General features: G+C 53.9%; 9 protein-coding genes. 4 read left to right on the top strand and 5 right to left on the bottom strand.

The features are described from left to right. Positions 1-60: 60 nt before the first annotated feature. Entirely contained in the window at positions 61-897 is an 837-nt protein-coding gene (locus B7364_RS13235; RefSeq protein ID WP_198534247.1) for a helix-turn-helix domain-containing protein, read from the bottom strand. Positions 898-1,043: 146 nt separating this feature from the next. Between B7364_RS13235 and B7364_RS13230 the strand changes: the two genes are divergently transcribed. Both B7364_RS13230 and B7364_RS13225 read left to right on the top strand, forming a co-directional pair. After that, positions 1,044-1,469 carry a hypothetical protein gene (locus B7364_RS13230; RefSeq protein ID WP_085340511.1) on the top strand — a complete coding sequence of 142 codons (426 nt, stop codon included), beginning with the start codon at positions 1,044-1,046 and terminating at the stop codon, positions 1,467-1,469. Positions 1,470-1,490: 21 nt separating this feature from the next. Beyond that, positions 1,491-2,408 (top strand): haloalkane dehalogenase, encoded by a 918-nt coding sequence (locus B7364_RS13225; protein ID WP_085340510.1) that lies wholly within the window; start codon positions 1,491-1,493, stop codon positions 2,406-2,408. On the opposite strand, the gene B7364_RS13220 is transcribed toward B7364_RS13225, so the two are convergent. The 3 genes from B7364_RS13220 to B7364_RS13210 form a co-directional block, all read right to left on the bottom strand. Next, the gene (locus B7364_RS13220) at positions 2,405-3,160 is read right to left on the bottom strand and encodes a class I SAM-dependent methyltransferase (protein WP_085340509.1); all 756 of its coding nucleotides are present in this window, start codon (positions 3,158-3,160) and stop codon (positions 2,405-2,407) included. The genes B7364_RS13225 and B7364_RS13220 overlap by 4 nt on opposite strands. 104 nt (positions 3,161-3,264) lie before the next feature. Continuing rightward, positions 3,265-4,950 (bottom strand): MFS transporter, encoded by a 1,686-nt coding sequence (locus B7364_RS13215; RefSeq protein WP_408606343.1) that lies wholly within the window; start codon positions 4,948-4,950, stop codon positions 3,265-3,267. Between the two features lie 25 nt (positions 4,951-4,975). Beyond that, positions 4,976-6,403 (bottom strand): DcaP family trimeric outer membrane transporter, encoded by a 1,428-nt coding sequence (locus tag B7364_RS13210; protein ID WP_085340507.1) that lies wholly within the window; start codon positions 6,401-6,403, stop codon positions 4,976-4,978. Positions 6,404-6,608: 205 nt separating this feature from the next. Here B7364_RS13210 and acs point away from each other — a divergent pair, with 205 nt between their 5' ends. Both acs and B7364_RS13200 read left to right on the top strand, forming a co-directional pair. Continuing rightward, positions 6,609-8,534, top strand: a complete 1,926-nt coding sequence (acs, locus tag B7364_RS13205) for an acetate--CoA ligase (RefSeq protein ID WP_085340506.1) — start codon at positions 6,609-6,611, stop codon at positions 8,532-8,534. A 5-nt stretch (positions 8,535-8,539) separates the two neighbouring features. Further along, the gene (locus B7364_RS13200; RefSeq protein WP_085340505.1) at positions 8,540-9,160 is read left to right on the top strand and encodes a response regulator transcription factor; all 621 of its coding nucleotides are present in this window, start codon (positions 8,540-8,542) and stop codon (positions 9,158-9,160) included. On the opposite strand, the gene B7364_RS13195 is transcribed toward B7364_RS13200, so the two are convergent. After that, complete coding sequence (locus tag B7364_RS13195; RefSeq protein WP_085340504.1) at positions 9,095-12,511, bottom strand: PAS domain-containing hybrid sensor histidine kinase/response regulator; 3,417 nt, start codon at positions 12,509-12,511, stop codon at positions 9,095-9,097. The two genes, B7364_RS13200 and B7364_RS13195, sit on opposite strands and share 66 nt — an antisense overlap. Positions 12,512-12,518: the final 7 nt, after the last annotated feature.

Genomic DNA, 12,518 nt, shown 5'->3' with positions numbered 1-12,518 from the left:
CCTGATGACTTAGACCCTGAACTTCCCAATGATTGAAGTCCGTTGCAATTACGTCACTGGTTATTGGCTGTTTGCTTGGGCTGTCGCGCGAAACATCGCTTCGGTTTCGGGGTCGGCAGGAAATAGCGTTTCAAGGCGCAATTCATCAGCTGTAATGTCTTGAGCCGTGCCAAACGTCGCCACAACGGCAAACATGGAGATCTTCAAACCTCGAATATCCATGTTAAACGGGATCACCGGCACCAGCGAAGCATCAGCCGCCGACCAAAGGACATGAGGATCCTGATAGGGGGCAAGCTCATCCAAAACTGCCTTCATCTCACGACCTGCCAAGGCTTCTGCCTCGCGCTGTGCGCGCTGCCACATCAAGGGGCCAACGGCCGACCAATTGGTCACATAAGGCCGGATTCCGTTAGGATGAAAAAAAAGTCGCATAAGATTGCGACCCTCGCCACCAACGCGGCTCCAAATATCCGCCCCTAGCATGACGCCCAATTGATCAAACGATCGATTTGACAGGCGGACATTCCAACCCCGGTCCAAGGCAAGAGCCGGAAACGGTTCATGCGCTGTCAGCATCATTCGGATAGCTGACATCACTTGCCCCATTTGAGGGTCATCCAAGGCACGCGTTTTGAAGATCGGTGCATATCCAGCTGCGGTCAGCCACGCATTGCGCTCGCGCAAGGGCACTTCCAGAGTTTCACTCAGCTGCAAGATCATGTTGCGACTGGGATTGGCACGTCGAGATTCCAAAAAACTGACGTGACGCTGCGAGACACCCGACATCAAAGCAAGGTCCAATTGCGATAAACGGCGCTTTTGCCGCCAGTCTCGCAATAATTTGGCAAAGCCACCATCGCCATCGACATAATTTGTCTGAACCGAAATCGTCATAGGTTGCCCCCATTGATACATCCAGACTGACACGGCCACAGTGTCGGTTCAATAACGCTGGAGGTAATTGCCGACCTGCAGTTTAGCCGCCAGTCTGCGCGTTACAGGCATGCAAGATACACAATTACCAAAGAGGAGAAGTTCACATGTCAGCATTTTGGCGCGCGTATTTTGGGGTATTCTGTCTGTCTTTGGTCTTGTTCGGGGCACTGCTCAGCGCCGGAGCTTTTGCGCCCTCCAGCGGCCCCATTGCGGGTTTAATGGCAATCTTATCCGGCGGTGAAACCATTGTACTTACGTCAGCACTGCGTTTCTGCTTGGGTCTGATGGGGGCAATTACCATTGGTTGGGCGGTCATGATTTTTGGGGTGATGCAGGTTGCATTCAAACTTGGTGCGCCAGGCCGACCCCTTTGGGATGCCATCACGTCGGGTTTGATCATTTGGTATGTGATTGACGGTGTCTGCTCGATTGCGACGGGCTTTGCTCTCAACATTATCCCCAATACCGCTTTAGCTGCCATGTATTTGGTCGGCCTTACCCAGAGCGGCGCACGTAAGACAGCACTTTGATTTTGGAGGATGGGACAGAAGATGGAAGCGCTTAGAACGCCAGAAACCCAGTTTGAAAACCTACCAGGTTTCGAGTTTTCACCCCATTATATCAGTGATCTTTCGGGTTATGAGTGGTTGCGGGCGGCCTATTTGGATGAAGGGCCGCACGATGCAGACCAAGTCTTTCTCTGCCTGCATGGTCAACCAACATGGAGTTACCTGTACCGAAAAATGATCCCTGTCTTTGTGCGGTCTGGTGCGCGCGTCATAGCCCCGGACCTATTGGGATTTGGACGATCCGATAAGCCGGTCGATGAGGAAATTTATGGTTTCGACTTCCATCGCAACTTCCTGATCTCATTGGTGGAACGGCTCGATCTAACCAATATCACGCTAGTCGTGCAAGATTGGGGTGGCTTGATCGGTCTCACCCTTCCCGTCGAGGCAAGCATCGCGAAGCGGGTTACACGCTTGATCATTATGAATACTACCTTGGCGACAGGCCACCCACCCAGTGACGGCTTTATGGCGTGGCGGGCCTATGCTGGGGCTCGACCGGATTTGGCGGTCGGGGCCCTCCTCCATCGTTCTGCCCCTCACCTTGGGCCAGCCGAAGTAGCCGCGTATGATGCCCCCTTCCCTAACGCGGACTATAAGGCGGGTGTGAGAGCATTTCCAAAGCGCGTAATGACCGACCCAACCATGGAAGGGGTGGATGTTTCATTGGCCGCACGCACATTCTGGGCCGAAGCTTGGCAAGGACAGAGCTTTATGGCCTGGGGTGCCGCAGACCCTGTTTTTGGACTCGACATCATGCGGGATATGCAGCAATTGATCCGCGGCTGTCCTGAACCGATGATTATTCCAGAAGGTGGGCATTTTGTTCAAGAATGGGGCAAAGAAATCGCCGAAGCCGCTCTCAAGAGCTTTGACGCAGGGCTCGGCCACGCGCTTTAAGGATGTGATACGATCAGTCGCAATTGGCACGTGATGAAAGCTTGGCGACGAAAATGGCCGTAACGTGCGTCCCATGTTCCAGCTTTCAAGTCCGCGGCAAGCTGGGCAACAAAGCGATCTTCGACGCCATCGACTAGAAAGTTCCAAGCGCTTTGTGCCCGTCGAACTGCCCCGTCCAGAAACGCCTCTGGTCGGCCGTACAGTGCAACCTGAAAACGGTCGGTACAGTCTAAGGCAACTGGCAGTGCCATAACCTCACAACGCCCACCAAGACCTGCCTCAATTCGATTGAGTTTCGGATAGCGCTTTTGTTCCACAATCCTCATTTCGGGCACGTAGTCGAACATCCAGAAGTCCGTTGGCGCGTCTGGATCAAAACTCATCACGAGGCATGGGCCTCGGGTAACCCGACGCATTTCGCCAAGGCCCCTTTCGAGGTCAGGCCAGTGATGCACCGTCAGCATGGCCATACTGGCATCAAAGCAAGCGTCATCAAATGGGATGTTTTCGGCAGTCGCGATCAGCGCGGGGGCTAAATGCTTCGGGCGTTGACGGCGCATGGTTGCTGAAGGCTCAATCGCAACAACATGACGGTCGAGCGGCTCATACGAGCCTGTGCCTGCGCCTAAATTGAGGACAGTGCGGGCTTCGCCGAGACTTTGATGGACCATTGCCTCAATCCGCCGATCAGGCTGTCGGATCAGGCTGTAGGACTGGGCTTGTTGATCGTAGTCGGCAATGGTGTTGCGCATTGCTTTTTCAAAGCTGAGATAGAGAGACTTTTCAAGCGCTGCAACAAAGAAAAAGACCGGCCACCTGAGGCAGCCGGTCGTTTTGTTTGAGTTTCGCCTAATCTCTACTCGTCCAATCGACGCTTGAAGGTTTCTGGCAAGAAGAACAAGCCAACCACGGCGGTTAAACCCGCAATCAAGACTGGATACCAAAGGCCGTAATAAATATCCCCAGTTGCCGCAACCATGGCGAAGGCCGTGGTAGGCAAGAAGCCCCCGAACCAGCCATTGCCGATATGATAGGGCAAGGACATAGAGGTATAGCGGATCCGGCTTGGGAAAATCTCGACCAAAAGGGCAGCGATCGGCCCGTAAACGGCTGTCACCAACAAAACCAGATAGACCAGGATAGCGATAACCAATGGCTTGTTCATGGCTGCCGGATCAGCCTTTGAAGGATAGCCCGCCTTGGCCAGCGCAGCCTTCACATTGTCCTGATAGGCCGTGATTGCCGCCTTTTTGTCAGCGCCCGTCACATCCGCTGGATCTGGCGCTGTGAAGGTCTCGTTGCCAATCTTGATCGAGGCAATGGTGCCAACAGGTGCATCGACCTTTGAATAGCTGACACCGCTTTTTGCCAAGAAGGATTTTGCGATGTCACAGCTTTTGGTGTCGAACTTATTCTTACCAACAGGGTCAAATTGAACCGAGCAATCGGCGTCATTGACCACAACCGTAACCGGAGCACTGGCTTGAGCTTGGGCTAAAGCGGGATTGGCGGCTTTCGTCAGCGCGTGGAAGGTTGGGAAATAGGTCAGAGCAGCTAGGGCGCAACCAACCAAAACGATAGGCTTACGACCAATCTTATCCGACAACCAGCCGAAGAACACAAAGCCTGGTGTGCCGATCATCAAAGCGATAGCGATGAGGACATTGGTGCTAGCCCCATCTACTTTCAGCATCTTTTCTAAGAAGAACAACGCGTAGAATTGGCCCGTGTACCAAACCACAGCCTGACCGGCGACGGCACCGAACAGAACGATTACTACCCACTTCAAGTTACCCCATTTAGCAAAGGCTTCGGTCAAGGGTGCCTTAGAAGTTTTTCCCTCGTCCTTCATCTTTTGATACACGGGGCTCTCGTTGAGTTGCATGCGGATCCACATGGATACGGCCAGCAAGATCATCGAAACGAGGAACGGCACGCGCCAGCCCCAGGCCTTGAAGACTTCCTCGCCAAGCAAGGTGCGGGTCCCAATCACGATCAATAGGGCAGCAAATAAGCCCAATGTCGCCGTGGTTTGAATCCAGCTTGTATAGAGGCCGCGTTTGCCTTCAGGTGCGTGTTCGGCGACATAGGTGGCAGCACCCCCATATTCACCGCCCATTGCTAGACCTTGTAGCAGGCGAAGACCAATCAGAATGATGGGGGCGGCAACGCCAATCGTGGCGTAAGAAGGCAAAAGCCCAACCGAAAAGGTTGCAAGCCCCATCAGGCCCATCGTGACCAGGAACGTGTTCTTCCGGCCCACCATGTCGCCAATGCGACCAAACACGAGGGCACCAAATGGCCGGACGGCAAAGCCGGCCGCAAAAGCGCCGAGGGCAAAGATGAAACCTGTTGTCTCATTCACGCCCGAGAAGAACTGGGCTGAGATATAAGTAGCCAGCAGGCCGTAGAGATAAAAGTCATACCACTCGAACACCGTGCCGAGTGAGGATGCCGCAATTACCAGCTTTTCATTCTGCCCTTTGGCCGATTTGGCTACGTGGCCTCCGGCAGCTATGGGCATGGGTTTTACTATAGCCATGTCTCTCTCCCTCCATTTTTTCCGCTTAGAAACTATATTTTGCTAAGAACTCGAGCCGATCGAGCGAACCGTCCGCGCCACTCACGACTTCGCGAACGCCGTGACGATATTCTGCTCCCAAATCCACGCCCTTGATGGGGGAGTAGAAAAGATTGGCCGAGACACTCCACGCTTGCTTGTTGAAATTGGCCAAGCTGGCCAAAGCTAGACCGCTGTCATAATCAACGGTCTGGATACTACCGGTCAGGGTGGAGCGTAGTTTGGGGGTCCAATTGACCTTAATGGCCGAATAGCCGCCCAGAATTTCGACGTTTTTGAGTTGCCCCGTTGCGGGCACGAAAACGGCATCAGGTGCAAAGTTCAGGCCGACATAGCGACCAATGCCACTGCCATAGGTCGCCATGAACTTCCATTCATAGCGCTTGGCAGTATCTAAGGTCATTTTGCCGGTTACGCTGAGGCCATAACCAGATGACACATCGCCAATGGCTCCATTATCAACCGATAAACGCCGTGCGATCCCAGCCACTGAAACCTCGCCTGTTGCAAAGCTATGGTTCAATCGAACGATGAAATCCGGCACGGAATCATCGTCATTCTCAATCAACGTCGGCGAGCCCAAGTTGGCGCTTGCAGTTTCTGGATTCTCGACCGCCAGATGCAAGGTCGTGGTTTTGCTCAAAGGATAAGAGTAGCGAACCAGGGCTTGGCGAGCGAAGACAATGCTTTCGGTCGGACCAATATAATCGGTGGACTCTGGCAAGGTGGCGACATTCTGGAACGTTGTCCAATCCTCGCCAAAGGTGAAGCGATCATATTGGATATAGGCGCGGCGCAAGGCGAAGTTATAGCCATTTGTTGTGCGTTCATTGCCTTGTGTGCCGGGCGAGGTCTGAAAATCACCTTCAACATAGCCCTTCAAAACATGGCCGTTGACTGCTGTTTCCGTAGTCAGCCAGAGGCGGGTCTGTTTGGCGTTAAAGTCATTGTCGAGACTTTCCCGTTGCCCTGAGATCGGGGTTGATTGGGGCAGATAAAAGTCACGTCCCAAATTGCCAGTAGCCACATCGCCATCATTCCACCGCGTGAAGTCAACGGTTGTCTTCAAAAATCCGCCAAGCTTTACGGTCGTAGCGCCAACTTTAAAGCCGTCTGCGGGGGCAGAGATTGGTGCTGGATTTGGTGGTGGCGCCGGGGCGCGGCGGATTGCTTCCACAGACGTTGACAGCTCTAGCGTTCGCGCTTGGGCGAGCGCTGCCTCAGCCCGCAATTTCTGATTCTCTGCCTTGGTTGCTGCGAGGTCAGACTGCACGGCCCCGAACAGCTGCTCTAGGGCTGCAATCCGCGCCTCAAGCTCTTGCTCTTTCGGGGTATCGGCATGCGCGCCGGTCGCGGCTAAAGCGAAGCAGGCAATCCCAGACAATAATTGGTGACGCCGTTTAATCTGTAACATAGTCGTTCCCTCGGTCGATATTCTGACAGGCCGAGACGATTGCACTGCTGGCCCTTGGGACTAACCTCTCAGGTCATGGCTCGGGGCGATAGCTAGACTTTAGTCGTAGTCCCGATAGACTTTGGTCTAGGGTGCGGTTGGCGCTAAAAGACTCTAAAAAACACGAAACATCGCCCAAGCAGTTGGGTTGACGAGGGAGACGATCATGGCAGCTCTTTATCCAGTTCCAGCCGAATGGGCTGAAAAAGCACGCATTACCGAGCAGGGTTATCGTGAGGCCTATGCCGCATCGATCGATAATCCCGATGCGTTCTGGACCAAGGAAGCCCAACGCGTCACCTGGATGAAGCCCTTTACCAAAGTCAAAAATACAAGCTTCAAAGAAGCAGATTTCGGCATCAAATGGTTTGAAGATGGGGTGCTGAACGTCTCTGAAAATTGCCTCGACCGGCATCTGGCCGAACGTGGAGATCAGATCGCGATCATTTGGGAAGGTGATGAACCAACTCAATCACGCAAGATTACCTATCGCGATCTGCATCGTGGCGTATGCCGACTGGCCAATGCATTGAAGAATCTCGGGGTCAAAAAGGGAGATCGGATTACGCTTTATTTGCCCATGATCCCAGAAGCGGCCATGGCCATGTTGGCTTGCACCCGGCTTGGTGCCATCCACACTATCGTCTTTGGCGGCTTCTCCCCCGAAGCTTTGGCCGGACGGATTCAAGATTGTGATTCCAGCATCGTGATTACCGCCGACGCTGGCATGCGGGGCGGCAAAACCGTGCCATTAAAAGCCAATGTCGATGCAGCACTGACGCATTGTACATCCGTCCAACATGTGCTGGTCATTCAACACGTCGGCCATGAAATCACCATGCAAAAGGGGCGTGACCATTGGTATCATGAGGCCGTTGCCGCTGTTTCAGACGAGTGCGCGCCAGAGCCCACGAGCGCTGAGGATCCCCTATTCATCCTGTACACATCGGGAAGCACGGGCAAACCCAAGGGCGTCTTGCATACAACGGGCGGCTATTTAGTTTGGGTCTCGATGACTTTTTCCTATATTTTCAACTATCAGGATGGTGAAGTCTTCTGGTGTGCTGCCGACATCGGCTGGGTGACGGGCCATTCTTATGTCGTCTATGGCCCGTTGGCGAACGGCGCGACAACCCTGATGTTTGAAGGGGTACCCAATTATCCAGATTTCAGCCGTTTTTGGAAGATTGTCGACAAATATGAAGTCAATATCTTCTATGGTGCGCCAACGGCCCTGCGCTCATTGATGCGCGAGGGCAATAGCTACGTCACCGCTACATCGCGCAAGTCCTTACGCCTATTGGGCAGCGTCGGAGAGCCGATCAATCCAGAAGCTTGGGAATGGTATTATCATGTGGTCGGCGAAGGCCGTTGCCCCATCGTCGACACCTGGTGGCAAACTGAAACGGGCGGTGCGATGATTTCGCCATTGCCCGGCGCGATTGCCCTAAAACCCGGTTCTGCCACATTGCCAATGTTTGGCGTGAAAACAGTCTTGCTTGACAGCGAGGGCAAGATTCTTGAAGGCGCTACCGAGGGTAATTTGTGCATCACCGATAGCTGGCCTGGCCAAATGCGCACGGTTTGGGGTGATCATGAGCGCTTTTTCCAAACCTATTTCTCTGCTTATCCCGGCTATTATTTCACGGGCGACGGCTGTCGTCGGGACGAAGACGGCTATCATTGGATTACAGGCCGGGTTGATGATGTCATCAATGTGTCGGGTCATCGCATGGGCACGGCAGAAGTTGAAAGCGCACTTGTGGCCCATGCCAGTGTCGCAGAAGCCGCCGTAGTCGGCTTCCCACACGACATTAAGGGCCAAGGCATCTATGCCTATGTGACCTTGAATTCTGACGCGACAGAGAGCGATGAGGTCCGCAAAGCTTTGATCCAATGGGTTCGCAAAGAAATCGGCCCCATCGCAACGCCTGATGTCATCCATTTCGCGCCGGGATTACCTAAGACCCGAAGCGGCAAAATCATGCGGCGGATCTTGCGCAAAATTGCAGAAGGCGATGTGTCGAGCTTGGGCGATACGTCAACTTTGGCCGACCCTTCTGTTGTTGATGCGCTGATCGCATCGCGGTAGCGATCATGACACGCACCATTCTGATAGCCGATGACCACCCTCTGTTCCGCCAAGCCCTTGCGATGGCGGCCGGCAATGTCGCCAAGGATGCACGGCTCGTTGAGAGCGCAACCTTGGCGTCGGCCTTATTAGAGGCCCAAGCCGCCGATGATTTGGCCCTCATTCTTCTGGATCTGAAAATGCCGGGGGCAGAGGGCTTTTCGGGGGTTGCGCTGCTCCATGCCGAGAAACCAGCCGTACCTATCCTTGTGGTGTCCAGCGAAGCTGCTGCGGGAACAGCGCAAAACGCGCTTCGATTTGGCGCGGTTGGCTTCATTGGCAAGGATTCCGATCTGTTGTTGATCGAGGCGGCAATTGCCGATGCTCTTTCTGGAAAGCGGCTCGCTGCCCCGGTTGATCCGCTGCTAGACCCAGTCGCTGCCCAGATCGCCAGCTTAACCCCGACGCAGCTCAAGGTGATGTTGGGTGTGATGCAGGGCCGTCTCAACAAACAAATCGCTTTTGACCTTGGCCTCAGCGAAGCGACCATCAAGGCGCATATGACCTCGATCCTCAAGAAGCTAGACGTGCAGAACCGAACCCAAGCGGTTTTGGCTGCTAAAGCCCTCGGATTGTCTCCCGTCTGACACTGGCGGGGTTTGCGCCAGCCAATGATCGAGGGTGGACGGATCAACCGGTTTACGAAACACATCCACCTGCATCGATTGAGCGCGCTCCATAAAGTCTTGTGGTGCAGCGGCAGTCGTCAACGCAAAGCGAGCATATGGGTGATGCCCGCGTAGCGTTTCGATCACGTCTAGCCCCGAATAGTCGCTGCCCAAATCATAATCTACCAGCGCGCAATCAAAAGGCATTCTAACCTGCATGGCCGATTTCGCATCACCGAGGCAATGATACGTAAACTGGCGACTATCCAGAAAAGCGCGCATGGCTTCCTGGTTGGCAAGATCATCTTCTACCACCAAAATTCTCAATCCCTTTGGCGGAGCCGATGCCATAGGCCCTGCCGATAAATTGGGGGCGGACTGGCTCGAGAAGGTGTGTGGATGGGCATCTAGTGCAACGCTAAAGCGGCTCCCTTGACCCACATTAGACGCGAGCGAGATCTGCGCATCCAAGACCCGCGCGGTCCGCTCAACAATGGCCAATCCCAAACCAATCCCGCCACCATAGGCATGGGGCAATCGCTCAAACTCTCGAAAAATCCGCCCGTGATCGGCAGGATCAATGCCCGGCCCTGTATCAATTACGTCGATCCGTATCACCTCCCCACGCGCACGGATCGCGACAACGATACCGCCAGCCTGGGTATATCGAATGGCGTTGGACAAAAAGTTCTGCAGAATAGAGCGCAGAAGACTGGGGTCAGTTGCGACTTGGCGATCGCGTCCGAAAAGCCGCAGTTGAAGGCCCTTTTCTTGCGCCAAAGGCATCATTGTATCAACTAAATCGCGCAAAAGCGGCTTCAATTGGATAGGCTCAATCGATGCAACAACCCCACCAGCATCCAATTTGGAAATATCCAACAGCGACCGCAAAAGTGTATCGGCTGATTGAATCGATAAATCCAATTTGCGGAGCAAGTCTTGATCACCGTCGCCAATCTGTCTGGCTAAAGCGGAGGAAAACAGACGCGCAGCATGAATAGGTTGCAACAAATCATGACTGGCTGCGGCGAGAAAGCGGGTCTTTTCGGCATCCGCTGTTGCCAAGGCATGGTTGGCCTCGCGCAGGTCTTGTGTGCGTTCTTCCACCCGTGCCTCAAGTTCGGCACGTGCACGTCTAAGTCCAGCCAAGGCTTCAGCCTTTGCTGTAATGTCGGTAAAGCACATAACATAGCCGCCACTCGGCATTGGCCCACCAACGGTTTTGATTACGCGGCCGTCAGGGCGAATGCGCTCAAAACTATGAGCTTGGCCACGCCGCATATGTGTCAGACGGCGCTCTACATGGCTCTCGATTTCTCCGGGACCACATTCGCCCCGCTCTGCATTAAAGCGAATAAGGCTCGCGACAGGCGCACCAACATAAACCATGCCATCTGGATAATTGAATAGGTCTAGATATCGGCTGTTCCATGCAACAATATTAAGGTCGCGATCAACCACACTGACGCCCGGATCAATATGCTCTAGCGTCGCAGCCAGAAGGTCTTTCGAGAAGCGCAAGCTTTGGCCCGTCTCGTCTAGAAGACGTGATACCTCATCGGCAGATAGGCGCGCACCAAAAAGCCGTGAGCCGATCAGAGCCCGTGCGGAAGGCAAACCAACAACGCCTGCAATGAGTCGCTCTGCTTTGCGGGCATTTTCCTGACTGACGACAGCATGATCTTTCAGGTTTCCAAATGCCTCCTGCGCCAAATTCGGGCCAACAAATCGCGCTACCAAAGCCTTCAAGTCTTCAATTCGCGCCGATTGCAGAGAGGAGTCAGGCGTAGGAGAACGCAACAGACCTGGGAGGGCGCTGGGTTGCACACGACGCGCGGTCACAAGCAAATAGACAGCAAGGTTGAGGCCTAAGCTCCACACCGCACCATGGCTGATCGGGCTCAAATTGCCGATGCCAAACAGATGATAGGGATTGAATGGGCTGGTCGCCAATTGTGCCAGCACCTGAGGACCGAGAAGTTGCGGTAAGGCTAAGGTATAGAACCAAATCATCAGGCCAGTGATCAAGCTGTAACGGGCGGCAACAGCATCTCTATTGCCGCGATAAACCGCCAAAATCAGGACAGGTACAAACTGCGCCATTGCCGCAAAGGCCACCAAACCAATCGAGGCCAGTTTTTGATTGTCTGAGATGGCAAGCGCCCACAAAAGCGCAAATACCATGATGGCAGCAATGGCAGCGCGGCGGACCAACAACATCAGCTTGCCAAAATTGCGCGGCCCATCCTGTCCCTCGCGCCTCAGTAATGCGGGTGCAACTAAGTCATTCGAAACCATTGTGGAAAGGGCTATAGTTTCCACCAGCACCATGGCCGTTGCAGCAGAAAATCCACCTAAAAATACAATCATTGCAAGCAGATGCGCGCCTTCGCTCATAGGCAATTGCAGCACATAAAGATCGGGACGCGCCGCGCTGGGCAAAAGCGCAATCCCCGCACTTGCAAGGGGAATAACGACAATCAGTGTCGCCACCATATAGACGACAAAGGGCCAACGGGCCTGTTCCACATCACGACTGGATTGAGCCGCAATCACCATAAAATAGAATTGGCGCGGTAGGGCAATGATTGCTGCCATCGACAAGAGGGTAATGATCCAGAAATCCGCATTGATGGCGCGAGGGCTAAATGTGGTTGCCAAAGTGTCTTGTGTCCGCGACAGCAAATCGGGCGGCGTCTTCGCCAGCAAGAAACACGAAAAACCGGCAACCGCGAGAAGTGCTGCGAGCTTAAAAAAAGACTCAAAGCCTGCGGCAAACAAAACCGCATCATTGCGGGCAGCGGCCTCGTAACGCCGGGTTCCATAAAGCATGGCCCAGCCTGCTAATAAACCCGCAGCCGAAATCAGGATCCAAGGCGTATTCTGCGCCCCGGATACCAAGGCATAGGTGCTGCTTAAGGACTTGAGTTGCAGTGCGATATAGGGGATTGCTCCCAAGAGGGCCAAAAGCGTAACAAGGGCTGCAACACTGCGGCTTGATCCAAATCGACCTCCAATGAATTCAGAGATTGAATTTGCGCCATCGGCTTTAACTGCCTCAACCATGCGCACCAAAAATTTGCGGCCAAAAACAAAAACAAGGATAGGTCCAAGATAAATAGGGATATAGGCCCAGCCATCAGCAACTGCACTGCCGACTGCGCCATAAAAGGTCCAACTTGTGCAATAAACAGCTAAAGCGAGCACATAGGTCGGCCGACGCAATTGCGCTTTCAAGCCCTGCCCACCCCGCCCTTCAGCCCAAGACGCACAGGCAAACAGAAGCGCTGCATAGCTCAGGATGATGATTAGCGGCAGTGAGCCTTCCATGATCCCC

This window comes from Aquidulcibacter paucihalophilus, from assembly GCF_002105465.1.
GTDB classification, from domain to species: Bacteria; Pseudomonadota; Alphaproteobacteria; order Caulobacterales; family Aquidulcibacteraceae; genus Aquidulcibacter; species Aquidulcibacter paucihalophilus.
The sequence above is the reverse complement of the archived record's forward strand: the minus strand, read 5'-3'. Positions and strand labels throughout refer to the sequence as shown.

What these genes read in the sequence shown, in the direction of transcription:
- B7364_RS13235 (WP_198534247.1), bottom strand. Translation starts at nt 897, where the DNA reads ATGACGATTTCGGTTCAGACAAATTATGTCGATGGCGATGGTGGCTTT.
- B7364_RS13230 (WP_085340511.1), top strand. Translation starts at nt 1,044, where the DNA reads ATGTCAGCATTTTGGCGCGCGTATTTTGGGGTATTCTGTCTGTCTTTG.
- B7364_RS13225 (WP_085340510.1), top strand. Translation starts at nt 1,491, where the DNA reads ATGGAAGCGCTTAGAACGCCAGAAACCCAGTTTGAAAACCTACCAGGT.
- B7364_RS13220 (WP_085340509.1), bottom strand. Translation starts at nt 3,160, where the DNA reads ATGCGCAACACCATTGCCGACTACGATCAACAAGCCCAGTCCTACAGC.
- B7364_RS13215 (WP_408606343.1), bottom strand. Translation starts at nt 4,950, where the DNA reads ATGGCTATAGTAAAACCCATGCCCATAGCTGCCGGAGGCCACGTAGCC.
- B7364_RS13210 (WP_085340507.1), bottom strand. Translation starts at nt 6,403, where the DNA reads ATGTTACAGATTAAACGGCGTCACCAATTATTGTCTGGGATTGCCTGC.
- acs (WP_085340506.1), top strand. Translation starts at nt 6,609, where the DNA reads ATGGCAGCTCTTTATCCAGTTCCAGCCGAATGGGCTGAAAAAGCACGC.
- B7364_RS13200 (WP_085340505.1), top strand. Translation starts at nt 8,540, where the DNA reads ATGACACGCACCATTCTGATAGCCGATGACCACCCTCTGTTCCGCCAA.
- B7364_RS13195 (WP_085340504.1), bottom strand. Translation starts at nt 12,511, where the DNA reads ATGGAAGGCTCACTGCCGCTAATCATCATCCTGAGCTATGCAGCGCTT.